This window comes from Gardnerella sp. c12Ub_1 (assembly GCF_055804375.1).
On sequence record NZ_JANUZC010000001.1, the window covers coordinates 1,099,520 to 1,124,029 of the forward strand.

Here is a 24,510-nt window from a genome sequence, read left to right on the forward strand (position 1 = left end):
ATTGCTTTAATAAAAGCTGTGACTAGCGTTTGTTGGTCACAGCTTTTTTATTTATAAAAATGACTAAAAAACGACTATCAAAATAAAAATAAGGTGTGAAGTTATGCACTACGAGTGCAATACTTCACACCTTATATAGCTAAAGATTTGAGTATAAGAATTTTAATTCTAACTAAGCCTCAACTGCCTTAGCTGCTTCAGATTCTTCCTTATCTTCTTTTTCTGCGCCTATGTTAATTGGCGAAGAGCTGTTCTCCCATGGCTGCTCCCATGGATCGTAATCAGGATTATGCTGCTTGTAAACATACAATGCTGCAATACCTGCGAGCAGTGCTCCAAAGAGCAGTGCAAAGAACTTCCAACCGCCAGAGGACCTGTTCTCCATGATGGCTCCTTTCGTTAAGCTGACCTGCTCGTCCAAGTCAACGTTTGTATCGAGTTTACTCGTGTATTCACTATAATAGTGATTTTTTTTAACACTTGCATCTTTTTATTATATTTTTATGCACAAAACACCATAAATCTTACAAAACATTTTTAATGACCATTATGGTTGCTACTTATGTATGCAAATTTGTGTATGCAATTAGATAATGTTATTTTATGAACAATTTTGACATAAACACTATTGTTAAGCGCTTTAAAACTAATTGCAAAACCGCAACGTATTCAATTATCTACATTTGCGTGTTTGTGTGGATTATTGAGATGATTCTTCACACTTTTTTGCCAAGCGCATATCAACTATTTGTTGAAAATACTGCTTTTGCGCCATTTTTGATTACAAAAGCAAGCTGGACTTGGTTTACGTCTATGTTTGTTCACGCGCCAGAACTTACGCACATTCTTTTTAACATGATTTGCTTGTATTCGCTTGGCGTAGAGCTTGAGAGATTCTTTGGTAAATGGAAGTTCTTTTTCTTATACGCTATTAGTGGGCTTGGTGGATGCGTTGCAACTCTACTTTACTCAAAGCTTACACAAGACTGGGTGATTGCAGCTTATGGGGCTTCGGGAGCGATTATGGGTCTTATTGGCGCTCTTTTGGTTGCGCAATGGCGACTTGGCGAAAGTGTTAATGGAACTTTAATTTGGATTGGCCTAACGCTTGCAATGCCTCTTTTGGTTCAAAATATTGCTTGGCAAGCTCATATTGGTGGAATTGTTACTGGAATAGTTCTGTCTGCTTTACTTGGCACTAATAATCCTCTTCTTAAAAAAGCATCTTTTAATGAGCGATTTGCTGTTTACTCTTTACTAATACTTATTGTTCTTCTGGCAATAAGCGCATTCTGTTTGCAATAAATAGCGTTAAATTACACGCGTGTAGTTCTCCACAATTGTGGACATAAATGTGCATAACCTGGGTATAACATGGGTATATCTAAATAAGTTATCCACATTGTTATACACAATCGTTGATAACTCTGCATTTTTAGCCATGTTAACAAGTGTATAAAAGTTATCCACATTTTTGGAAAATTGTGACTTTCTCTAAACCTTAATCAAAAATAGAATTATGCAATCTAACAACATTCACACAAAACAACTACAAGATCAAAATCAGCAAACTATTGATTTTATTCTTCAAAATCAAAACACAAACCCAAAAGAAGCTGCACTAAAAGCGTCTAATAACCCAAACGTGAATGTTGCTTTTGCTGTTAATCAAATAAGCGGAAAGCAGATTGCAAAAACAAAACTGCCAATGTGGTATAAAAACAATCAAGTTATTTACCCATCACATATTTCTATGGAACAGTGCTCGTCGCAAGAAACCGCGCAATATAAAGCACGCATCGCAAATCGTCTTATAAAAAACAACAATATTGATAAGTGCAAAACAACTCTAATCGACTTAACTGGCGGATTTGGAGTAGATTGCGCAATTATGAGCCAAGAGTTTTGCAAAGCCATTTGCGTAGAAACTCAAGAAGAACTATCGGCCATAAGCCAGCACAATATGACTGTTATGCGCTTAAACAATGTTCAATGCGTAAACTCAACAAGCGTAGAAGTGCTAGAAAAAGTAGACTACGTAACGATTATTTACATTGATCCTGCAAGACGAGATAAAAGCGGATCTAGAACGTACGCGATTAAAGATTGCACACCTAATGTTTTAGAGCTAAAACAACGCATGCTGCAAGTAGCAAAATTTGTGATTATTAAACTATCTCCAATGCTTGATTGGAGAAAAGCTGTTTGCGATTTTTGTGGAAATGTTAGTCAAGTACACATTGTTTCACACAACAACGAGTGCAAAGAGCTGCTTTTAGTATTAGACTCAAACATGCATTCGCATATTGAAGTTTATTGCGCAAACAACGATTCAGTAACCGTTTTTAACGCAAAATACAATCCAGACTTAAATAAAGTAGAAGAAGCGCAAGAGACGCAAGAATCGCAAGAATCACACATAAAAAGCGAGCAAAACTCAAATGATTCAATAAGAGATTGGAAAAACTGCGCTAAATATGCCTATGAGCCAAATTCTTCAATTATGAAGTCGGGATGTTTTAAGATTTTAAGCTCTAAATACAACGTGTTTCAAATCGCAAGCAACAGCCACGTTTTTATATCTTGCGAATATAAATCAGATTTTCCTGGAAACATTTGGAAAATAAATAATATTTGCAGCTTAAACAAAAAAGAAATCAGTAAAGCTCTTTCTAAAATAACTTACGCAAATATTGCAACATACAATTTTCCACTAAGCGTAAACGACTTAAAGAAAAGGCTTAAGTTAAAAGACGGTGGAAACACTAGGATTATTGCAACTACCGATTCTAAAAATAATCATGTTCTTATTTGTGCAAGCAAAGCGGAGTAATAAACACACAAAGCACGCATATAAAAATGGCTGCACGCTTATTACATGCAGCCAAAATCAAATATTATCTACAAGCTATATAAAGCTATCAAGCTATATACAAACTATCTCCAGCACATTGTCATTAAGAACCCAGCCATAACCAAGCATGCTGCAATCAAAAGATTAAACGCTCCAATTCCTGGAATTGGCAAAGCAGGATTCAAGTAATAAATAACAGCCCAGAACAAGCCAACAATCATAAGCGTGCAAAATAGTGGAACAAACCATCCAGCATTAGCTTTAGTGCCCTTAATGGACTCTTCAACTCTGCGAGTATTTTCTTCTTGACGCTTCATCATGCGCTGTATTTGCGGAGACAACGACTCTTTATCGGCAGTTGCGTTCAAAACAGCTTCAACCTGTTCCATAGGAACACCATACAAGTCTTCTTTAGAAGAGTTTTGAGATTCATCCACATCGGCAGATGAAGTGGTATTCAATTTATTCAATTCTTCGTCAGCCATAACAGTAACACTCCAATCAATCGGCTACACGCTATAATAATAGTTACACTCGAACGCAAGAAGAAGAATGGGTAATATGGCAAAACAAACAGGTAAACACGGCGCTAGAAAATCGCTGTTAGGAAGCGTTGCCGTTGCCCTAGCAATTTGTTTTACTGGTTACTTATTCGTTACTAATTTGCGCATAAATCGTACTGCATTTGTAACTTCCGATACGGGGCAAATGGTGGAAAGAAATTCTCAAAGAGCAAAATCTTTGAGAGAAGAGGTTAAAGAGTTAGATTCTAAAGTTAATCTTCTAAACAAAACGTTAACAAGCAGCGCAAGCGGGTCTGATTCTTCCGACGATACTGGCGCAAGCACAATACTTCCAGCAATACAAGGACCAGGAATTACTGTAACGCTAAACGATTCGCCACTTTGGAAAACGGCCGTAAACGGGTCTGGAAGCTCCGCAAACATAAATGACTATGTAATTCACCAACAAGATATAGAAGCCGTTGTAAATGCCCTATGGAAAGGCGGAGCGGAGGCTATAACAATTCAGGGTCAAAGAATCTTGTTTAATTCAGCTGTTGTTTGTATTGGAAATGTGCTTATGTTGCAAGGCCATCAGTACTCGCCACCGTATAGAATATCTGCTATTGGTTCAATAGAAGACATGATAGAATCGTTGGATAATTCTCCAGCAATTCAAACATATAAAGACTATGTCAGTACTTTTGGACTGGGATGGAAAGTGGAAAAAAGGGGAAACTTAAAGTTCTTAGAGTCGTCTGCCCTGTTGCAGCCTCTAAGGTTTGCTTCGGTTCCAAAAGATGCCGATATTATTGGAAATATTCCCCAACACCATTCCACCAAACAATAAAGGAGTAAAATGAAGCGTTCTAACTACAAGCACGAACGTAGCGAAGCCAAAACAACAAAGGCTAGCGCACTTTGGACAATAGCTGGCGTTGTTGGAGAACTTCTTATAGCTTTTGCAGTTGTTTGCGCATTGTACATTGTCTGGCAAATGTGGTGGACGGGCGCTCAATCCGAGCATGTACAGTTTGAAACCAGAGAGGCTGTTTCGTGGAAGAATCCTGCTGCTGGTAAAAAAACCAAGATTGCTCTTCCTCAAGTAGACGATCCTCCTAAATTGCAAAAAGTAAAGTATGGAGAACTTGTTGCTCGAGCATACATTCCTAGGTTTGGTAATCAATGGGAGCGCAATATTGTTGAAGGCGTTAGCCTAGAAATATTAAATAGGCGAGGACTTGCACACTTCCCTAAAACAGAAATGCCAGGAGAAATTGGAAACTTGGCTATTAGTGGTCACCGAAATGGTTACGGTCAGCCTTTAGCAGACGTTGACCGATTCCAAAAGGGCGATCCTATTATTATTCGTACAAAAGATTATTGGTTCGTTTATAAGTACGTTACTCACAAGATTGTTAGACCAGATCAAAGTGAAGTTCTTGATCAAGACCCAATAAATCACAGCAAGAATCCTAAAAAGCGCATGATTACGCTTGTTACTTGTGAGCCAAAATATTCAACTCCTGAGTTCCGCTTTATTAGCTTTGGCGAGTTTGATTATTGGGCTAAGGTTTCCGACGGTATTCCTAAAGAGCTTTCTACGGTAGATGCAAACGGTCAAGTTAAGTTTGTAAACAACGAACAGCAGTCCTTGGCTTCTAAGCTAGATTCACTTGTGCCAATTATGCTTATTGCTATGGTTGCGTACATTATTATCTTCGCTGCAGCAGCTATAGCTTGGCAGTGGCCTCTAAGACGTCAAATTCGAGCTGGATTAAAGCCAAAGCCAGAATTTAGCATTTTTGGCGGACTTATGCGCTTGCAGCCTGGTATTTTGCCAATAAGATTAGTTCTTTGTGCACTAATCTACGTAACAGCAATTGCAATTCTTATGCAATGGATATATCCGTTTGCTTCGGCAACAATTCCATTCTTAAGAGAAATGTCTGCATACACAACAACGATTTATTAAATCGCTACTAATAAGCTAGGAATCTATTAGTTTACAGTTTACTTGCCTAATTAGTTTTCTAGCTTATTAGATTACAAGCAGCTTATAAATCATTGGTTTGCTAGCTTATTAAAACAGCTTATTAAAACACAAACCTATTAATCTTAGTAGCTTACAAGTTAAATAGCTTACAAGTTAAATACAAAAACGCCGCCTAGCACCGTTAAAACAACGGCAAGCTAGGCGGCTTCTTGTTATTTATCACTATTGCTTGTTGTTGCAGAAGATGAGTCAGATGTTGAAGTTCTTCCAGGCTTTGTAGTTGTGTCTACAGGAGGCTGAGGAGTTTTTACAGTAAGCGTTATTGTAGAGCCTTTATCTATCTTAGACCCTTCCTTTTCCGACATACTATCAACAATATCGTCATCCGTAGCGGAGCCATTAGCAACAACCTTAAAGCCCTTTGCTTCTAGTATTTGCTTAGCTTGCTTTAATGTTGATGTTCCAAGAGCAATATGAGGAACTTCTACCTTAGGCTTTCCTTTAGAAACATACACAGTTATAGTGCTATGAGGCTTTACGGCAGCTCCAGAAGACGGATTCATTTTAGTAACCGTTCCTTCTGCAACAGTATCGGATTCTTCTTCTACGGTATTAACAGTAAATCCAAGATTTTGCAATTCGCCAGTAACAACGTCTTTAGATTGTCCAACCATTCCATCTGGAACCTTAGTTAAGCCAGAAGAAATGTACAAAGTTACCATTGAACCTTTATCTGCAAACGAATCTGCAACTGGGTCAGTTCTAGTAACATGATTCTTTTTAACGTCTGTACTATCTTCCACTCTAACGTTAGAAATCTTAAATCCTGCACGTTCAAGAGCTTTTCTAGCTGCTTCTTGCGACTTTCCAGTAACATCTGGAACCTTTGTTGATTGAGGACCAATAGAGAACCAAACGCTAACTCTAGATCCAGAAGCAACCTTTTCTCCACCTTTAGGAGATTGCTTGGTAAAAGTACCTTCTGGCTTAGTAGACTTATCGTCTTCCAAAATATCTGGAATAAGACCAAGCGCGCGAAGCTTTTCTTTAGCAGCATCTTGAGTTGTAGTTTCGCTAAATGTTGGAACAACAATATCTCCAGCTAGCTTACTGCGATTTAGCATAAATAGAATTCCGCCAACAACGATTGCGCAAACAATCGCAGACACAACAGAAGCAATAACAATGCGCTTGCTTCTTTTTGCCTGATTTGCAGCGCGCTGAGCTGCTCTTGTGTTGTAGCCCGTATTTTGATACGCATCAAACTGGCCTGTAATCGCTCCAAAACTTTGAGTAGATGCAGTGTCTGCCGCTCCCATAGCTTGAGTTGCCGCATTCTGCTCCGCCTGCTTTCTTGCGCGCATATTAGCTAAATCTGTTAGCGGATTAAATGCTGCTGCAACAGGAACACCGCCGTTCATAAACGCTAATATGTCGTTCTTAAATTCAGCAGCCGTTGCGTACCTATTCTGCCTATCTTTTGCCATTGCTTTTGCGCAAATCTTATCCCACATTGAAGGAAGACCTGGAACAAGCGTGCTTAGAGGAGTTGCAACTTCTGAAACATGCTGATACGCGATTGCAACTGCAGAATCGCCAGTAAAAGGCGGCCTTCCAGTTAGCATCTCGTATAAGACGCATCCTGCAGAATACAAGTCAGATCTCATATCTACCTGTTCTCCACGCGCCTGCTCTGGAGACAAATATTGTGCAGTTCCAACAACACCTTGCGATTGTGTCATTGTTGTTGCAGAATCGTCTAACGCTCTTGCGATTCCAAAATCCATAACCTTAACAATGCCCTGCTCGGAAATCATAATGTTTCCAGGCTTAATATCTCGGTGAATAACGCCCATTCTATGCGAATACTCCAGGGCGTTCAAAACTCCAAGCATAACCTGCTCAGAATCACGCTGGCTTAAAGCACCATTCATCTTAAGAATATCGCGAAGCGTTTTTCCTTTAACATATTCCATAACAAGATACGGCAAATGCTCTTCTACGCCATTGTCGTCTACAACAGACTCTTCTCCAGAATCATAGATATTCACTATGTTTGGATTATTCATTTGCGCAATAGAATGTGCTTCTCGGCGGAAACGAGACAAAAAGATTTCGTCATTTGCCAAATCAGAACGCATGATTTTAACAGCAACGGTACGACCCAAGCGCTTATCTTCTGCGACTCGCACTTCGGCCATTCCACCGCGGCCAATCAATTCACCTAATTGGTACCGTCCATTCGCTAATGAGGTAGGCATTGTGTTACTCATTGCTGCTCCTTGCGGTCGTTATTATTCAAAATGTTAATAATATTAACTTGTGTTTTTGGAACACTTCTAACGCTGCGTTTAATGCGCTGAGCATTGGAAGAATCTATTGTGTTTTTATTGTTAAACGCTGTTTGCTGATCCAAAAGTCTTCGTTCAATTTTTGCAAGCACTTTTGAAACAACAAGAGCATCTTTAGGTCTATCTTTTGGATTCTTAGAAAGCATTGACATTACAAACTGTCTTAATTGAAGGTCAACACTATCTGGAAGAGGTGGAACAGGGTCATTAACGTGTGCGGCTGCAATATCTACAGGCGTAGTTCCAGTAAATGGCCTATGTCCACAAAGTCCTTCGTATGCAACAACTCCAAGAGAATAAATATCGGACTGGGCAGTTGCTTGCTCTCCTTGAGCTTGCTCTGGGGAAATATATTGAGCTGTTCCAACAACCATTCCATCTTGAGTAATCTGCTCTTGGTCGCTAGAGTACGAAACGCCAAAATCTGTTATCTTTACGCTTCCCGTTTCGGAAACCATAATATTTGCTGGCTTAACGTCTCTATGAATAACACCGTGGGAATGTGCAACAAAAAGACCTCTTGCAGTTTGAATAAGTATAGGCAGCAATCGCGTTGGCTCAACAGTTTTTTCTTTATGATATAAGTCTGCTAAAGACTTACTAGGAACATACTCCATAATCAAAAAGCCAATGCCATCATGCTCGTAGTAGTCAAATAAAGCTGCAATATTTGGGTGAGCAAGATTGGCTGAATTATGCGCTTCTGCTCTAAGTCTACGCAATTTAGCTTCAACATTGCTTGTATCGGTTCTAAGCGCTTTAACGGCAACAATCCTGCCAAGCTGTATATCAAAGCCCTTCCAGACTTCCCCCATGCCTCCTTGTGCAAGTCTTCTATCTAGTCTGTATCGATGATGAACTAACTGTCCTTCAACAAGTTTCATTGCTTAAGCGCCTCCTTCATCACCTGTCTCATAATTGGCCCTGCTGTAAGCGTTCCATACGTACTAGCATTGTGAATAACAACTGCTACAGCTATTTTAGGATCTTGTGCAGGAGCAAATCCAATAACCCACCCATTAATAGCTTGATTTCTAAACCCAATTTGTGCTGTTCCCGATTTTGCTGCAACAGCAACATTTGGCAAAGAAAGATTTTGATTACTTTTTACAACTACACTTTGCATCATAGCATTGAGTTTTGCAGCACTTTGTGCGCTTAAAGCTTGACTCATAACGGTAGGCGTTGTTTGAGAAATAACAGACAAGTCACTAGACCTTACGCAATCAACAAGCGTTGGCTTCATAAGTGTTCCATTATTTGCAATAGCAGCTGCAATCATAGCATTTTGAAGAGGAGTAACCCTAGCATCTCCCTGACCAATTGACTGAAGAGCAAGTTTATCTTGCGTAGGCTTTTGATTAAGCAAAGACGCAACAACCCTCATTGGGAATCCTGTTGAATCAGATCCGTCTAAAGTAAATGAGCTAAATAATCCAAACTTTTTAGCCTGCTTAACAATCGCATCTGCTCCTAAAGAAACTCCTAGTTGTGCAAATGCAGTATTTGAAGAATAAGCTAGAGCATCTTCAAAAGATATTTGACCATTCAATCCGCTAGCGCTTGGAACAACATTTGTAAGATGAGTTTGCGTTCCTGGAAGAGTGTACGAAGATCCAGCTGGAATCGAAGTATTTAAATCATATTTTCCAGTTTCTAGCGCAGTTGCCGCAACAACCGTTTTGAAAGTAGAACCAGGAGCATAAAGTTCAGATATTGAATGATTTAGCATTGGATTATATATGTTAGATATAAGATCCTTATATGCTCTGTTTACTAAAGAAACATTGTGAGATGCAAGAGAAGAAGGATCGTAGCTAGGCGTACTAACCATTGCTAGTATTCTTCCAGTTTTTGGCTCTATTGCAACTAAAGCGCCATTCTTGTCTTTTAGCAGATTGTATGCAAGAGTTTGAAGCTTAGTGTTAATAGATGTTTCTATAGAAGCACCTCTGTTTTCTGCTCCTGTAAATAGAGACTTAAACTTTTGAAGGAATAGCGCGTCGGATTCTCCACTTAAAAGCTGATTTCTAGAAGCCTCTATTCCTCTATCTGCTCTTTGACTTATTGAATAATAACCCGTTATTGGAGCATAAGCAGGGCCGTTAAAATATGACCTTTGATACACGAATGCATCTTTAGATGGATCTGATTTCGCTAAAACAGTTCCATCGGATGCAAGAATTGCTCCTCTTGGAGCGCCAAATTCGTGATATAGCGCGCGCCTATTTCTAGGATCAGAATTTAATTCGTTTGCTTTTATAGATGTTATATACGTGCTAGAAATACATAAAACAACAAACAACACAATTACTGCACTAAAAAGCTGCTTCAAACATTTATTCATAAGATTCACCCCCATCTTCTTTAAGATTAGAGGAGTTAAGATTAGAGGACTTATTTTCTCTTTGCTTAAGCTCTCTTTCCCTAAGAGCAGCTAAAGCTTCGTATTGGAAAGTATCAGACGATATAGCAGCCTCTGGCTTATTAGCAGCATTAGATATAACAATCAAAATAGATGCAAGCACATAGTTTGCAACTAGAGAAGAACCACCAGCTGCCATATAAGGCATTGTTAAGCCAGTAAGTGGAATAACAAGCGTGATTCCGCCAACAACAGTAAATACTTGGAACGCCATTGTAAAAACAAGACCAGATGCAAGAAGCTTTCCAAAACCGTCTTTAATCTTCATAGCAGTAATCATGCCCGACGCAATAATAATCATGTAAAGAATTAAGACTATAAACAAACCAGTTAATCCTAATTCTTCCCCAACCGAAGCGTAAATAAAATCGGAATTAGCAAGTGGCGTTAAAGAAGGATGACCTTGGCCTAATCCTGTTCCAGTTATACCTCCTGCAGCAAGGCCGAATAATCCAGTAACAATTTGAGCAGACCCGCCTGGGAATCTGTTGTAAATAACTGGGTCGTATGGGTTAAGCCAAGCGTCAACTCTGTATTGAACGTGTGCAAAAAGCTTAACAGCAACTAAACATCCAATTATAAATGCTATAAAGCCTATTGCAAGCCAGCCTTTTCTTCCAGTTGCAACGTAAAGCATAGAAACAAACATTGCAAAGAACATTAATGATGTTCCTAAATCGTGTTGCACAACAAGCACACACATAGAAGCAGCCCAAACAAGCGCTATAGGACCCATATCTTTGAATCGTGGAAGATGAATTCCAAAAATCTTTGTTCCACCAACTGCAAGTCTGTCTCTATGATCAAACAAGTATGCTGCAAAGAAGAAAGCTAAGAATAGTTTTGCAAATTCTCCTGGCTGAATAGTGTGGTTTCCAAAACCAATCCAAATTCTCGCTCCGCCAATTTCCTTACCGATTATTGGAAGCATTGGAGATAAAAGTAGAACAAGACCAATCACCATGCTAACGTACGAGAATCTTCTAAGAATCCTATAATCTTCTAGAACCATCACAAAAATTATGGATAATACAAGAGCAACACAAACCCAAATAAGCTGTTTCATAGCAACATTAGTGTTGTGCTGTTTATCTATTCTTGCAATCATAACAGTTCCAATAGCTGTAAGAAGAAGAATACAAGGGAGTATTACCTGACTAGAATAAGGCTTTTTTACAATCAAAACGCCCCACAAAACAAGGTATAACGCCGTTGTTAAAACAAGCATACCAACATAGTTTGCTGGAACGAATCCATCAATCCTTAGAAACATTTGTAAAAATGCTATTGAAGATATAATTACAGAAAACAGCAACAAAGATATTTGCTTAATGCGCATACTAAACATGTTCACGAGGTTTTACCTCCTGAATCATTGCTTGAATCTACAACTCCACTATTATTTCCGTCTTTATTATCTGAATTAGAAATAATACTTTTTGGCTTATTACCACGCTTCTCGCTTTCTCGAGCGCGCATTTCTCTTCCAATTAGCCTTGCATGACCTCTTGCTTCTTTAAGACTGCTAAAACTAATACCTTCATCAAGCTGATCTTGCCAAGACTTATCCAAATTCTTGACTTTAATATTTGTTTCTTCAATCTGGTGTGAAAGCTCTAATCCAAATATGTTAGTAGGAACACCTTGGTAAATAACTACTTTGCCGTTTCCCTTGCCAATGTAGTATTGCTTTTGAGTCCAAGAATAAACAAGATAAGCTCCACAAGCAACAATCGCACACACAACAAGCGTTGCAAAAGCAACACCTATTCTCATCCATCTTCTTCTAATTCTATTTGCTTTGTGTGCTTCTGCCTGTTCTCTTTTTACAGCACGCTGAACATCTGGATCCCTAGGATCTGTTGATATTCTACCGTTCTTCTTTTTTACAATAGGAATCTCGTTTGTGTCTGTAGATCTTAGCTCTTCTTCGTTTCTTAAATGCGAAGGCTGCACAAGACGAGTGGTTTCTACAATTTTCTCATCTTTTTCCGCCGATTTTGCGTCTGTTTGTATAAGAGCAGCAGCTCTTTGAGCAGGAGAATCCTTACCTTCACGCAATGGCGGCGTAGAAGAAACAGCCTTATTAACAATATCTGCTATAGACTCTAAATCTTTGCTTGCAGCACCGCCAATTAATGGAGTTTGGTGAGGCAAGTCAAAAGCATCTGCGTCTAGTGCCAAAGTTGCATCCGCTATAACAGCAGTCGCATTATCTGTGCTTCCTGCTTTAAGTGCCATAGAAACAAGTTTTTGAGCACACTCTTCTTGATTAGATACAGTGCTCATAACTTCTTGAATTGTGGAATCTTCTAACACTCCACACACACCATCCGAGCACAAAAGCCAACGATCAGAAGGGTGTGCCTGCCTAATAGCAATATCTGGCCTTGGGTCAATATCAAAATCACCTAAAACGCGCATAACAACATTTCGCTGCGGATGATTTCTTGCTTCTTCTGGCGTAATGTGACCCGTGTCTATTAAATGTTGAACGTAACTATGGTCGCAAGTCATTCTTATAAGATGATTATCTCGCAACAAGTACGCTCTAGAATCACCCAAATGTGCAAGAACCCAGTAACCATTTACAAGAGATACGGCTGTTACTGTTGTTCCCATTCCAGCAAGTCTGCGCTCTCTTTTGGCTTTGCCAACAATTGCGTCGTGAGCAGCCATAATCGAGGTTTCCATCATTGAAGAAACAGCTTTTACATCATTTGGCCTTGAATCTTGCTCAATGTGAGCTAAAGACCTAATTGCGATTGTAGAAGCCGTATCTCCTCCAGCATGACCGCCCATACCGTCGCAAATAGAGGCCAATCTTTCTCCAGCAAACGCAGAATCTTGATTATTGCTTCTAACAGTACCAACGTCGCTAACAGCTGTTGAATACATAAACAACGCTTTGTCTATAAAATAGGCCTTATTTAAGCTGCTTTTTTCACTTTTTACAGCATTATTTACTGGATTATTATTTGCATCGCTGCTATTTGCAGACTCACTACTTACAACGTTTGCAACACTTGCAACGCCATTACTTACAGAATCAACTTGATCTTGCTGCTTTTGACTACTTGTTTTATCTTCAATGTTTGAATCGAATTGCGCCATTTACTTACCTCAATTCAAACATTGTTGCTCCGATTCGCACAGACTTGCGCGGAGGCAAAACAACAGGTTCATTAACTCTACTATGACCTATCATAGTTCCGTTAGTGCTACCTAAATCTTCAAGAACCCAAGAATTTACAGATTGATTAAAATACACGCGCGCGTGATGAGAAGAAACAAACTCGTCATTTAGAACAACCGTATTGTTTGCAGATCTTCCAAGAGTTACGCCAGAAGGCTCCAACGGGAATGACGAACCAGCTAAAGGACCATCAATAATAACAAGCAAAGTTGGCATTTCAGCTTGATTATTCTTCTCTAAATTAGCAGAAGCAATATTGTTATTTCTTAAAGATTCATCATTAGAAGGATTTGGTCTGCGATGAGACTTATTCTTCCAAGCTTTAGACTTTTTAGGACTAAAAATTTCAATATCTTTTCGTAAAGATCGAACAGCAAACCATACGAATACCCACAAAAGTACTAAAAAACTGTACTTAAGTATAGCAAAAGTCAACTCGGTTAATATCATGCGTGTACTCGTATCTCTTTACGTATTCGTCTACTACTCCTGATCTTGATCCGAAGCCCAATAAAGAATACGGGTGCGCCCAATAGTAATAGTGTTTCCATCTAATAGCGTTGCTGCTGGAGTTTGATGACCTTCAACATAAGTACCATTAGTGGATCCAAGATCCCTAGCAATAACACCATCTGGTGTAACGTCTATTCCAAGATGTCTACGAGAAATTCCAGGATCATCAATAACAATATCGCAACCAGAACCTCTGCCTAATATTGTGCGATCTTTTGTTAACAAATACCTATTCCCATTAATCTCCAGCATTGGATGATTTTCTGACTGCTCTTGAGTTGTTACAGGAACAGCGTTTCCTGGAACAGAATCAGAAGTTAAATTGAAATCACCTTTGGTAAGATCAGTATCTTCTTCAAAAATAACTGCAACTGGGCCAACAAAAGCATAATGCTGACTTTTTGCATATTGTGTAAGATTATCCGCAAGCTCATTTGCTAAAGCTTCACTACCAAGCTGATCAAAGTCTGGAGTACTAAGCTTAAAGTGATACTCATTTGGTGCAACCGTACGATCGCGATCAATTGGCATAGACTGGTTATCAATTTCTCGCTCTAATGCACTAGAAAGATCAACAGGTTGCAAGTCTTTAGACCCGAATTTTGCGAAGACTCCATTCATTGCACCTTCAACGCTCTTCTCAAGTCTGTCAAGCACGCTCATTGTAAACCCTTTCTACCTTTTCCTCATATTACTCGTCACCTCGTACGGTGTACAAATCACATCTAAATACCAAACATGCGTTTGCTAAATTTATTTACATACTTGTTTATATACTACATTTTTACAAAATTATGCAAAATAAACAAATAAAACTTATAAACCAATTTAATATTACAAGTTTATTATATATTTCTAAGTGTAATCTTTAATTATGAATCAAAAAAATAAGCTTTACGAATTTTTAGAAAAAATAAAGTTCTATATAACTAATAATAAGAAGTGTTCTACTGTTATACTTCTTGCGATTTTAGTTCCTTTAATTGGAAAACTTTTGCTTGTTAATAGTGCAGAAAGATCTTTTGAAGCAGGAATCGTAGCATTTTTCCACAACTATTCTCCGTCTTTTATAATGGCTCTTTCTAAATTGCTTGCAATAGTTTTTTCTACAAAATCATGCATTGTTATACTTTTTATTTTGGCTGTTATTTCTTATTTTATAAAACGAGATTGGCGCATAACTCTAATACAGCTTGCGACTTGCCTTTTGCCAATGATTTATATTTTTGCTGTTAAATTCATAGTTCATAGACCTAGGCCATTTATTGGTGTAAAAATTAAAGTTCCACCAGATCCAAGTTTTCCAAGCGGTCACACTGCAGCAGCAGTAGCTATTTGTTCAATGGCTCTTATGATTATTTATATTGCAAATAAGTCTTTCTTAAGGCTTGGATTAATCGTTAGCATTATTATTGTTGCTGTTGTTGCAATTTCTAGACTTGTTGTTGCAGCACACTTCCCTAGTGATGTTTTAACTTCTGCAATAATGTACCCAATACTTGTTTTGTCTATTCTTAATCTATCTAAAAGTAATAGTTTTATTTACAACAAAATATTAAGAAAATTAAAATAATATAGATATCAAATAGACATCAAATATTAAATAGCAGAAGGGATTTTATATGTTTAATGGTTTTAAAAAATTTATTGCTCGTGGCAGCGTAATCGACATGGCGGTTGGTGTTGTTATGGGCAGCGCCGTAACTTCCGTTGTTACTTCGATTGTTAAAAACATTATTAATCCGCTTATAGCAATAATTTTCGGAAAGCCAGATCTTGATGGTGTTTTAACAATAACAATAAATGGTGCAACAATCTCTTTTGGTGCAGTTATTGGATCAATCTTAAACTTCCTTATTGTTGCTGCAGCTGTTTATTTTTGCATTGTTCTTCCTATTAATAAGTTAAGGGAGATTGGTCTTCCTTTCTTACAATTTGAAAAAGAAAAGAGTGATGAAGAAAAACGCAAAGATCGCGAAGAAAAAATGATTAAAATTTTGGAAGATATTCGAGATCTATCTTATAAAAAATAGTTTGTTTAATGATTTTTATAAATGATTTTTATAAAAACTAATCCCCACTAATCTACTTAAAGTTTAGTGGGGATTAATTTTATGAGATTAAATTATTAATTATAAGTGCTTTTGCTTTAGTCATCACCAAGAGTTAAGTGAATTCCACCAACTAATGATCCAACAACGTTATAAAGCAAAGATCCAATTGCAGATAATAATGTTGCAATAACTATTTCTACAACAGAAAAAATTATTACAGCACTTAAAACAGTTGGCAAAGAAAAAACGTCTGCAAGGTTAAAACCGTTGCTATTTAAGCCTGTTGATGAAACAATCTGTGTTACTTGATCAAAAACACCAATCATGTTTAGAAATAGCCAAACTAATCCCGCTGCAATAACTTGTATTATTCCGCCAGCAACACTTAGCAAAAATGTTACTTTTGCAACACTCCAAGCATCTACTCTAACTAGGGAAAGACTCATCCTTCTAGCTCTTGGTTGAGTAGATTTTCTAACGCTATACGCATTAGAAGAAGACGTAGCTGTTGCACCTACTGTTCTTGGAGAACTAGTATTAGATTCTCCACTAACTTTGCTATTGGATGCTTCAAAATCTTCACTCATCTAAGTTCCTTCCAATAGTTTTTTCTGATGATTCTTCATTTTGAGTTTCATCATCATCTCTTTCCTCGTTTCGAGCAATCGAGATGATTTCATCACCCTTATCTGGCTTTGCTAAAGTCACTCCTTGAGTGGTTCTACCTGTGCGCTTAACTTCGTTAACGTCGGAACGAATCACTTTACCAGACTTCATAATTGCCATTACTTGATCTGTTTCTTCAACAATCAAAGCACCAACCAAAGAACCGCGGCCTTCTGTAAGCTGTACCGCTTTAACACCGTAGCCGTTTCTTCCTTGCAAACGATACTCTTCAATAGCTGTACGCTTAGCAAATCCTTCGTTTGTAACAACAAGAAGATCTTTGCTTGTATCTACCGACACAACATCCATATCCAGCAGTTCGTCGCCTTCTCTAAATCTCATGCCTTGAACGCCTGCAGTTTGACGGCCCATTGGTCGAAGTTGCTCATCATCTGCTCTAAACTTAAGGCTCATACCAAGTTTAGAAACAAGAATAATGTCATCTTCTGGGTTGCACAAAGCTGCACCAATCAGCTCGTCTGTTGGCTCCCCAGTTTCTTCGTTTGCCATTAGTCGAACAGCAATCAAGCCACCTTGTCGTGGAGAATCATATTCTTGCAAAGCAGTTTTCTTAACTTTTCCAGAACGAGTTGCCAAAACCAAATACTTTGCTACATCATAATTTTGAATTGACAATACCGCTTGAATTGTTTCTCCAGGAGTAAATTGAAGAAGATTTGCAACATGCTGACCTTTAGAATCTCTTGATCCTTCTGGAAGCTCATATGCTTTAATGCGGTAAACGCGTCCGCGATTAGTGAAGAACAAAAGCCAATTGTGAGTAGATGTTAAGAAGAAGTGATCTACAACATCATCTTCACGAAGCTTTGCGCCCTTAATACCCTTACCTCCACGGTGTTGTGCGCGATACTCGTCTGCTTTTGTACGCTTAATATAGCCTGCGCGAGTAACTGTTACAACAACGTTTTCTTCGGCAATAAGATCTTCAACGTTCATTTCTCCCGAGAATGGAAGAATCTTAGTTCTGCGCTCATCTCCATATTTTGCTACGATTTCGTCAAGCTCATCGCCAACAATCTTGCGCTGACGCTCTGGGCTTGCAAGAATATCGTTGTAATCTTCAATCTTGCGCATTAATTCTTCATGCTCGTCGAGAATCTTTTGACGTTCCAAAGCTGCGAGCCTACGAAGTTGCATTGCAAGAATAGCATCTGCTTGAACTTCATCAACATCAAGCAAATTCATCAAACCAGTGCGAGCTGTTTCAACATCTTTAGAAGATCTGATTAATGCAACAACTTCGTCAATCATATCCAAAGCTTTTAAGTAGCCTTGCAAAATATGATCTCGCTCTTCTGCCTCGCGCTTTAAGTAGCGTGTACGCCTATCAATAACTTCAAGCTGATGACTTACCCAATGACGAATAAACGCATCCAAGCTCAAAGTTCTAGGAACACCATCAACAAGCGCAAGCATGTTAGCGCCGAAAGTTTGCTGCAATTGCGAATGCTTATACAAGTTGTTCAAAACAACTTTTGGAACAGCATCTCGCTTAAGAACAAGAACCAAACGCTGACCAGTACGGCCAGACGTTTCATCGCGCATATCTGCAATGCCTTGAATCTTACCGTCTCGCACAGCTTCTCTAATAGAAGCAGCTAAACGATCAGGATTAACTTGGTATGGAAGCTCAGTAACAACCAAGCACATACGTCCCTTAATTTCCTCGGTATTAACAACAGCGCGCATTGTAATTAATCCGCGACCAGTGCGGTACGCTTGCTCAATTCCCTTGTGGCCTAAGATTGTTGCTCCAGTAGGAAAATCAGGCCCTTTAATTCGCTGAATTAATGCTTCTAGAAGCTCGGAATTACTGGCATCTGGGTGATCTAAAGCCCAATGTACGCCATCGGCAACCTCGCGCATATTGTGAGGTGGAATATTAGTTGCCATACCAACAGCAATACCTGCAGAACCATTAACTAAAAGATTTGGGAAACGAGATGGCAAAACTGTTGGCTCTTGAGTTTTTCCATCGTAGTTTGGCAAGAAATCAACAGTATCTTTGTCAATATCTCGAACCATTTCCATAGCAAGAGGCGCCATACGGCATTCTGTATAACGCATTGCTGCTGCAGGATCATCACCTGGGGATCCAAAGTTTCCTTGACCATCAACAAGCAAGTATCGCATTGACCAAGATTGAGCCATACGAACCAAAGTGTCGTAAATAGCAGAATCACCATGAGGGTGATACTTACCCATAACATCGCCAACAACACGAGAGCACTTGTTGTATCCGCGATCTGGCCTATATCCGCCATCGTACATTGCGTAAATAACGCGACGATGCACTGGCTTTAAGCCATCTCGAACATCTGGCAAAGCACGCTCAACAATAACAGAAAGTGCATAAGCAAGATAGGATTCGCGCATCTCTTGTTGCAAATCCATATGCTTTACGCGAGCACCCTTCATTAAGCCATAATCCGTATTATCTGCTTCTTGCGGGCTTTGTGGCTCCATTGAACCGTCAGGTAACTGATCTGGCTCTTCGCTATTATTAGCGGCATTTATTTCGTCTACCACTGTAATTCCTTTTTATTAGCTTTAAGTTTATTTGCTTTAATGCTTTTACTGACAATTTTTAACAATTTTTAAGCGTCAATAAATCTTGCATCGTGAGCATTACGTTGAATAAAGAGCCTACGAGGTTCCACTTCGTCTCCCATAAGCATTGAGAAAGTTTCATCAGCTCGAGCAGCATCTTCAATATGAATTTGCTTTAGGATTCTGTGCTCAGGGTCCATTGTTGTTTCCCACAATTCCTGATAGCTCATCTCACCCAAGCCCTTGTATCGCTGAATGCCTTCGCCTTTAGGAAGTTGTCTGCCTGCAGCTTTACCTTCTGCAAGAACTCTGTCTCGCTCTGCATCCGTATAAACAAAATCATGCGCACCCTTGCTCCACTTCAAGCGATAAAGAGGAGGCATTGCAACGTAAACGTAGCCTGCTGTAATCATTGGTCGCATATAGCGGAAGAACAGTGTTAAATTCAATGTAGCAATATGAGCACCATCAACATCAGCATCAGCCATAATAATGACTTTGTGATATCTAACTTTACTTAAGTCAAAATCTTCACCATAACCGCCACCAACAGCAGTGATTAAGGATTCAATAGTTTCCGACTTCATCATTCTGTCGATTGATGCGCGCTCAGTATTCAAAATCTTACCGCGCAATGGCAAAATTGCTTGCGTAATAGGATCTCGTCCTTGAATTGCGGAGCCACCTGCGGAATCACCCTCCACTATAAACAGCTCGCATTCTTCTGGATTATTAGACTGGCAATCCTTCAATTTATCTGGCATTCCAGCAGTTTCAAAGATTGACTTTCTACGAGTATTTTCGCGAGCTTTCTTAGCTGCAAGACGCGCACGCGATGCTTCAATTGCTTTTTGAATAATGTTCTTTGCTTCACTTGGATGAGCGTCGAACCAATCTCCAAGCTTTTCGGTCATAACTCGCTGAACAAAAGTCTTAGCTTCGGAATTACCAAGCTTTGTTTTAGTCTGACCTTCAAACTGTGGAGTTGTAAGCTTTACGGAAACAACTGCTGTTAAGCCTTCTCGAACATCGTCTCCAGAAAGATTAGTATCTTTTTCTTTTAATATGTTCTTTTCTCGAGCATAACGATTTACAAGAGATGTAAGCGCAGCACGGAATCCTTCTTCGTGAGTTCCACCTTCTGTAGTAGAAATCGTATTTGCAAAAGTATGCACCGCTTCCGAATATGCAACAGTCCATTGCATAGCGATTTCTGCAGAAATACCAATCTCAAGGTCTTCTGCCTCAAAATCAATAACATCTGGCTCTACTGGAACAGCTTTACGAGATTTAACTAAGTAATCAACGTAATCTTTAATTCCGTGATCATACTTGTAGCTAACGCTTTGATGCTTTTCTTCGCTAATTGATTCATTTTCTCCAGTGACTTCATCCCCTGCTTCATCGGGTTTACGCAAATCGGTTAGAGAAATCTTCAATCCCTTGTTAAGAAAAGCCATTTGCTGGAATCTAGATCGCAAAGTTTCAAAATCGTACGTAGTTGTTTCAAAAATTGCGCCATCTGGCCAGAACGTTACAGAAGTTCCCGTAGATTCACCATCTTCCATTGGCTGACCTTTTTTAAGAGGAGCCGTTGGATGCTGATCTACATACGTTTGAGTCCAATGGAATCCTTGACGACGAACTTCGATTTCTACACGCGTAGAAAGAGCATTAACAACAGATATGCCAACGCCGTGCAAGCCGCCAGAAACAGCGTATCCGCCGCCGCCAAACTTTCCGCCAGCGTGAAGCTTAGTCATAACTGTTTCAACACCAGAAACACCTTCGCCTGGTACTTCGTCAACTGGAATACCACGTCCATCGTCCACAACTTTTATTGCATTGTCTGGCAAAATTGTCACTTCAATGTGAGAAGCATAACCAGCCAAAGCTTCATCAACTGAATTATCTACAATCTCGTATACAAGATGATGCAATCCTCTAGGGCCAGTTGAACCAATATACATACCTGGCCTAATTCGAACTGCTTCCAATCCTTCTAGAACTCGAAGATCACTAGCATCATAATGTTCAGGAGAAAGTGAATCATCTAGCTGAGCATCATCTAGTTTATGTTCTTCAACAGAATTTTCCATTGAATTATCTTCAGTGTTTAACACTTTAGATCCCTTCCCGTATTACCTCATGCCAAGAGGCATTTACGAGGTCTATACACGCTAGAAAGCACAAAAAAGGGTCTTCTAGCGATTTAACTATATTACATAACATTCTACACATGCATAATGACCGCTCTTTATTAAGAGCCATTATTAGTGATTCTTAATATTAAACCTACTGTTTATTGATTTTTTGCCTGTTTTTTGCAAAGATGGGCCAACTATTTTGACTTCTTTAATATTAATATTCTTAGAATATTCAAATATTTTTTTCTCAAGCATAGGCTTGCAATAGCTAAGTTGCGTATACCAAACATTTGATTTTGTTCTAACAATTAAAACGCCATCTTTTATTTTGTCTATATAACAATTCAATGATGCGCTTTTTCCAACTATTTTCCACCAATCTTCGCGCATTTTTGCTATAGAAAGTTGCTCATTCCAATTGTTTTGATTAGCAAAATTTGCAAGTAAAGAATAAAGATTTTGTGGATCTCTACCAGGTTTTCCAAAACTTTCTAAAGCTTTATAAGCATTCTGCTCGTTAACTACCTTTTTTATTGCTTTCTTTTTAATAGGCGTAAAAATTAGTTCTGGAAGCTTTCTTGTATCTAATTTTAGTATTTTATTTACGGGAATTTTCATCTAATATCCCCTAAGTCAGTAGATTTATTTTGGTTATTTTCAATATAATCAACACTATTTTTACGACTATTAACAATATTTTCCAATAAAATTTTATGATTAATATCAATATTGTTTTCTAAAGATTTAGAATCATCTTCATTTTGATCTTTTGCTATTTTAGACACATCAATAATCGAGTTTTCTAACACACTTTTATCTTTTGGTATATCACTTAAAGACGCAACAGTAATAAAAACTTGATCTTGATTTTTTGCAAATTCTAAAATTTGTTTTCTTCTAAACTCGTCTAATTGTGCAAAAACATCATCTAAAATAACAATAGGTTTTTTCCCATTCTTTTTTTCTAATGACTTAAATAAAGCCATTTTTAACGCTAATGCAAGAGTCCAAGATTCACCGTTTGAAGCGAATTCTTTTGCATTATAATTATTAAGCAATATAGTAAAATCGTCTCGATGAGGCCCTATTAGATTGTATCCTCTTGCAACTTCTCCATTATAAATTCTTTGAAAATGCTCACTAATCGCAAGCCTAATAGAATTATCATTATTTTCTTCAAAATCGTTTTCGCTAAAATCAATCTCACTAAAAGAAGGATTATATTCGATTGAAGCAAAATTAGATGAGTTAGAAAGATGTTTAACAATATTTGAAAAAACATTATTAAGTAACTCTATTATTTGTTTGCGTAATTTTGTAAGAATTATTCCAGTTTCAATAAACTTAGCAGTCCATACTTCTAAATCAGAAACCGTATTGTAATTATTCATTGAATTTGGTGAATAATTATTAGATAAACTTTTTAATAGTGCAGAACGCTGCTTTGCAATATGATTATATTCTTGCAAAATAGGCAAATAGTTTGGTATTAATAATGCTCCAGCTTGATCAATAAAAGTTCTTCTAACAGTAGGATCTGAAACAATCAAATTTTGGTCTCTTGGAGTAAAAGAAACACAAGGAACTAAGCCAACTATATCTTTCATATATAGAGATTTTTTACCATTAATCCTTGCTCTATTAGCACCCTTTAGATTAATGCTTAGCTCAAATGTTGTTTCGTCTAAATCATTTGAACTATCTAAAGTATTGCTATTGAAAGTATTGTTAAAATCCTTAACATTTGCACGTATTGTAGCGCAATTATGATTTATCTCTATTAATGGCATTAAAGAAGATACTCTATGACTTGTTCCCGTTGAAATAACTTCTAACGATTCAACAATATTAGTTTTACCTAAACCGTTTGAACCTAATAGAATATTAATTTTTGGGGAAAAGTCGAATACACAACTACTCCACGAGCGAAAATGGTCTAATGCAAGCTTTGAAACATACATTTATTTGGCTACGTTATTCGTTTACATTTATTAGTTTTAAGGATGCATTGGAACAACAAGATATCTGTAATTCATGGATTCATCTCCATCTGCTTCTTGTTGACCGTTAAATTCAACAGGCTTAACAGCAGACGTGATTTTAGCGTGAATAAATGGCTCACTAATAGCGCTTAATCCTTCAATCAAGTAGTTAGGATTAAAAGCAACAATAATATCTTGACCATCCATATCTATGTCAATAATTTCTTTTGCTTTAGATTCACTGTCGTTTCCAGCACTTAGAGTGAGTTCATCTTCCGCAAAAGACATGTAGATTGGAGCATCTTTTTCTGCAACAATAGCAACGCGTTTAATTGCGTTAATAAGCATTTGTCGATTAATAATTGCGTGAATAGGATACTCGTCAACAAAAAGACGATCTACAGAAGGAAATTCTCCATCAATAAGTTGAGAAGTGCTAACTCTTCCAGAATTTTCAAATCCTAGAATAGAAGGTTCTTGCTCGTTTAAGTTAATAACAACATTTTGATGTTCGTCAACAGAGCGCGAAATATCTTTAAGAATGCTTCCCTTAATAAGAGTTGAAGTATTTATATCGCTATGTTCTGGAGTCCACTTAAAAGTGGAACGAGCAAGACGATATCTGTCAGTAGCTGTAAAAGTAACAGTATCGTCTTCAAAATGAGCATGAATTCCTGTTAGAACTGGCCTATCTTCTTCTCTAGAAACTGCTACAGAAGCCTGATTTACAGCCTGAACAAAAGTAGGAGCATCTACTTGACCAAGTTTTGAAGGAATTTCTGGTAAATCTGGATATTCTCCTTCTGGCATAAGTTGCAAAGTAAATGTTGACTTTCCAGAAGTAATTGTAAGAGTTGTTTCGTTAGAAGATAAATATGTTTTTTCTGCTGGCAAAGATTTTGTTATATCTGCAAGTAGTCTGCCTAAAACGAGCACACTCCCTGCTTCATCTACACCCGCATCAACGTGATGACGACTAGAAAGTTGATAGTTAAATGCGCAAAGCTGCAAAGTTCCGTCTTTTGCTTCTAGCTTTAAGCCAGCAAGAATAGGATTTGCTGGACGATTATCTATAACGCGAGTAGTCCAAGATAGTGCGTCTGCAAAAGAAGCGGAATTAACTTCAACTTTCATATTTCCTCATTTCAGTAAAACTGTGTTTATTCTATCTCATTGGCTAATGAAAATCTAATTTAGAAATAAGTGCTAAGCGTTAATAAAAAATATTATTATTATTCAAAAATAAAGTAAT

Annotated in this window: 21 protein-coding genes; 6 read left to right on the forward strand and 15 right to left on the reverse strand. The window is 38.1% G+C overall.

Going from position 1 to position 24,510, the window contains the following annotated elements; all coding sequences use genetic code 11:
• Positions 1 to 172 precede the first annotated feature (172 nt).
• A complete protein-coding gene (locus NYP65_RS04215) occupies positions 173 to 385 on the reverse strand; it encodes a hypothetical protein (protein WP_004131212.1) in 213 nt (70 codons plus the stop codon).
• A gap of 218 nt (positions 386 to 603) precedes the next feature.
• On the opposite strand from NYP65_RS04215, the gene NYP65_RS04220 reads away from it, so the two are divergent.
• Positions 604 to 1,305, forward strand: coding sequence for a rhomboid family intramembrane serine protease (locus NYP65_RS04220; RefSeq protein WP_018639895.1), 702 nt, complete (start codon positions 604 to 606; stop codon positions 1,303 to 1,305).
• Between the two features lie 214 nt (positions 1,306 to 1,519).
• Positions 1,520 to 2,833, forward strand: coding sequence for a THUMP-like domain-containing protein (locus NYP65_RS04225; RefSeq protein WP_473410665.1), 1,314 nt, complete (start codon positions 1,520 to 1,522; stop codon positions 2,831 to 2,833).
• A gap of 104 nt (positions 2,834 to 2,937) precedes the next feature.
• Here NYP65_RS04225 and crgA read toward each other — a convergent pair whose 3' ends face one another.
• Entirely contained in the window at positions 2,938 to 3,339 is a 402-nt protein-coding gene (gene crgA / locus NYP65_RS04230) for a cell division protein CrgA (protein ID WP_004131207.1), read from the reverse strand.
• Positions 3,340 to 3,415: 76 nt separating this feature from the next.
• Here crgA and NYP65_RS04235 point away from each other — a divergent pair, with 76 nt between their 5' ends.
• Both NYP65_RS04235 and NYP65_RS04240 read left to right on the forward strand, forming a co-directional pair.
• Complete coding sequence (locus NYP65_RS04235) at positions 3,416 to 4,207, forward strand: DUF881 domain-containing protein (protein ID WP_004131206.1); 792 nt, start codon at positions 3,416 to 3,418, stop codon at positions 4,205 to 4,207.
• 9 nt (positions 4,208 to 4,216) lie between these two features.
• A complete protein-coding gene (locus NYP65_RS04240) occupies positions 4,217 to 5,332 on the forward strand; it encodes a class E sortase (RefSeq protein WP_020758522.1) in 1,116 nt (371 codons plus the stop codon).
• A 233-nt stretch (positions 5,333 to 5,565) separates the two neighbouring features.
• Here NYP65_RS04240 and pknB read toward each other — a convergent pair whose 3' ends face one another.
• From pknB to NYP65_RS04275, 7 genes are read right to left on the reverse strand one after another with little or no spacing between them, the layout of a single operon-like run.
• A complete protein-coding gene (pknB, locus tag NYP65_RS04245; RefSeq protein ID WP_020758523.1) occupies positions 5,566 to 7,626 on the reverse strand; it encodes a Stk1 family PASTA domain-containing Ser/Thr kinase in 2,061 nt (686 codons plus the stop codon).
• Positions 7,623 to 8,588: a serine/threonine-protein kinase gene (locus NYP65_RS04250; protein ID WP_004131203.1), complete on the reverse strand. Its 966-nt coding sequence runs from the start codon at positions 8,586 to 8,588 to the stop codon at positions 7,623 to 7,625. Before NYP65_RS04250 ends, pknB begins: the two co-directional genes overlap by 4 nt.
• Positions 8,585 to 10,051, reverse strand: a complete 1,467-nt coding sequence (locus NYP65_RS04255; RefSeq protein WP_032835980.1) for a peptidoglycan D,D-transpeptidase FtsI family protein — start codon at positions 10,049 to 10,051, stop codon at positions 8,585 to 8,587. The genes NYP65_RS04250 and NYP65_RS04255 overlap by 4 nt, the downstream gene beginning before the upstream one ends.
• Positions 10,044 to 11,483: an FtsW/RodA/SpoVE family cell cycle protein gene (locus NYP65_RS04260; RefSeq protein WP_004132379.1), complete on the reverse strand. Its 1,440-nt coding sequence runs from the start codon at positions 11,481 to 11,483 to the stop codon at positions 10,044 to 10,046. Before NYP65_RS04260 ends, NYP65_RS04255 begins: the two co-directional genes overlap by 8 nt.
• The gene (locus NYP65_RS04265) at positions 11,480 to 13,243 is read right to left on the reverse strand and encodes a PP2C family protein-serine/threonine phosphatase (RefSeq protein ID WP_018639881.1); all 1,764 of its coding nucleotides are present in this window, start codon (positions 13,241 to 13,243) and stop codon (positions 11,480 to 11,482) included. The genes NYP65_RS04260 and NYP65_RS04265 overlap by 4 nt, the downstream gene beginning before the upstream one ends.
• A 4-nt stretch (positions 13,244 to 13,247) precedes the next feature.
• Positions 13,248 to 13,775 carry an FHA domain-containing protein FhaB/FipA gene (locus NYP65_RS04270; RefSeq protein WP_004131195.1) on the reverse strand — a complete coding sequence of 176 codons (528 nt, stop codon included), beginning with the start codon at positions 13,773 to 13,775 and terminating at the stop codon, positions 13,248 to 13,250.
• Between the two features lie 33 nt (positions 13,776 to 13,808).
• Entirely contained in the window at positions 13,809 to 14,501 is a 693-nt protein-coding gene (locus NYP65_RS04275; RefSeq protein WP_018639878.1) for an FhaA domain-containing protein, read from the reverse strand.
• Between the two features lie 211 nt (positions 14,502 to 14,712).
• Here NYP65_RS04275 and NYP65_RS04280 point away from each other — a divergent pair, with 211 nt between their 5' ends.
• Together NYP65_RS04280 and mscL are read left to right on the forward strand one after the other, a co-directional pair.
• Positions 14,713 to 15,411 carry a phosphatase PAP2 family protein gene (locus tag NYP65_RS04280; protein WP_018639876.1) on the forward strand — a complete coding sequence of 233 codons (699 nt, stop codon included), beginning with the start codon at positions 14,713 to 14,715 and terminating at the stop codon, positions 15,409 to 15,411.
• A 49-nt stretch (positions 15,412 to 15,460) separates the two neighbouring features.
• Complete coding sequence (gene mscL / locus NYP65_RS04285; RefSeq protein ID WP_018639874.1) at positions 15,461 to 15,871, forward strand: large conductance mechanosensitive channel protein MscL; 411 nt, start codon at positions 15,461 to 15,463, stop codon at positions 15,869 to 15,871.
• 116 nt (positions 15,872 to 15,987) lie between these two features.
• Here the strand turns inward: mscL and NYP65_RS04290 are convergent, their stop codons facing one another.
• The 6 genes from NYP65_RS04290 to dnaN form a co-directional block, all read right to left on the reverse strand.
• Positions 15,988 to 16,479, reverse strand: coding sequence for a DUF3566 domain-containing protein (locus tag NYP65_RS04290; RefSeq protein ID WP_004131188.1), 492 nt, complete (start codon positions 16,477 to 16,479; stop codon positions 15,988 to 15,990).
• Positions 16,472 to 19,108, reverse strand: coding sequence for a DNA gyrase subunit A (gyrA, locus tag NYP65_RS04295; RefSeq protein ID WP_004131185.1), 2,637 nt, complete (start codon positions 19,106 to 19,108; stop codon positions 16,472 to 16,474). Before gyrA ends, NYP65_RS04290 begins: the two co-directional genes overlap by 8 nt.
• A 68-nt stretch (positions 19,109 to 19,176) precedes the next feature.
• Positions 19,177 to 21,252 carry a DNA topoisomerase (ATP-hydrolyzing) subunit B gene (gene gyrB / locus NYP65_RS04300; protein WP_004131183.1) on the reverse strand — a complete coding sequence of 692 codons (2,076 nt, stop codon included), beginning with the start codon at positions 21,250 to 21,252 and terminating at the stop codon, positions 19,177 to 19,179.
• A 150-nt stretch (positions 21,253 to 21,402) separates the two neighbouring features.
• Positions 21,403 to 21,894 carry a DciA family protein gene (locus tag NYP65_RS04305; RefSeq protein WP_004131181.1) on the reverse strand — a complete coding sequence of 164 codons (492 nt, stop codon included), beginning with the start codon at positions 21,892 to 21,894 and terminating at the stop codon, positions 21,403 to 21,405.
• A complete protein-coding gene (recF, locus tag NYP65_RS04310) occupies positions 21,891 to 23,237 on the reverse strand; it encodes a DNA replication/repair protein RecF (RefSeq protein WP_004132375.1) in 1,347 nt (448 codons plus the stop codon). The genes NYP65_RS04305 and recF overlap by 4 nt, the downstream gene beginning before the upstream one ends.
• A gap of 36 nt (positions 23,238 to 23,273) precedes the next feature.
• Entirely contained in the window at positions 23,274 to 24,392 is a 1,119-nt protein-coding gene (gene dnaN / locus NYP65_RS04315) for a DNA polymerase III subunit beta (RefSeq protein ID WP_473410666.1), read from the reverse strand.
• Positions 24,393 to 24,510: the final 118 nt, after the last annotated feature.